Source organism: Pseudomonas sp. 51_B (assembly GCF_017491595.1).
GTDB lineage: Bacteria > Pseudomonadota > Gammaproteobacteria > Pseudomonadales > Pseudomonadaceae > Aquipseudomonas > Aquipseudomonas promysalinigenes.
Genome location: NZ_JAFGYW010000437.1, coordinates 1 through 439 on the forward strand (window position 1 = coordinate 1; position 439 = coordinate 439).

Here is a 439-nt window from a genome sequence, read left to right on the forward strand (position 1 = left end):
GTCCACCGGCGGCGCGGCGGTGGACGATGCGGGGGCGGGCACGGCGGCGGCGAATTCGTTCGCGGGCGCCGGCGGGCTCGGTTCGGCCGGCGTATCCGGTTCGGCCGCCGCGTCGCCGCCGGCGGCGGCGAGCCCTGCCGTCAAGGCATCGACGTCGAGCGGCGCATCGAGTGCGTCGAGGGCATCGAGCGAGCCCGCAAGGGGCGCGAGCTCCGGCAGGGTTCGCGCGGCCGCCTCCATTCGTGCGCGCGACAGGCCGTGCTGCTCGACGAGGGCGCGCATTTGCGCGTCGGCCTGCCGAAGCAGGTCGGCCAGCGACGCTTCGTGCGCGGCCTCGGCATCCGGCGTGGCCGGCGCGGCGGGCGTCGCCGAGGCCGCGTCGCCGCGCTCGACGGCCGCCGCCGCTTGCTGCGCCTGCCACTGTGCGGTTTGCGCGTCG

The 439-nt window shown here is 78.1% G+C and carries 1 pseudogene; it reads right to left on the minus strand.

The window, feature by feature from the left end:
* A pseudogene (locus J5M56_RS25615) lies at positions 1-439 on the minus strand (hypothetical protein); the annotation flags it as partial.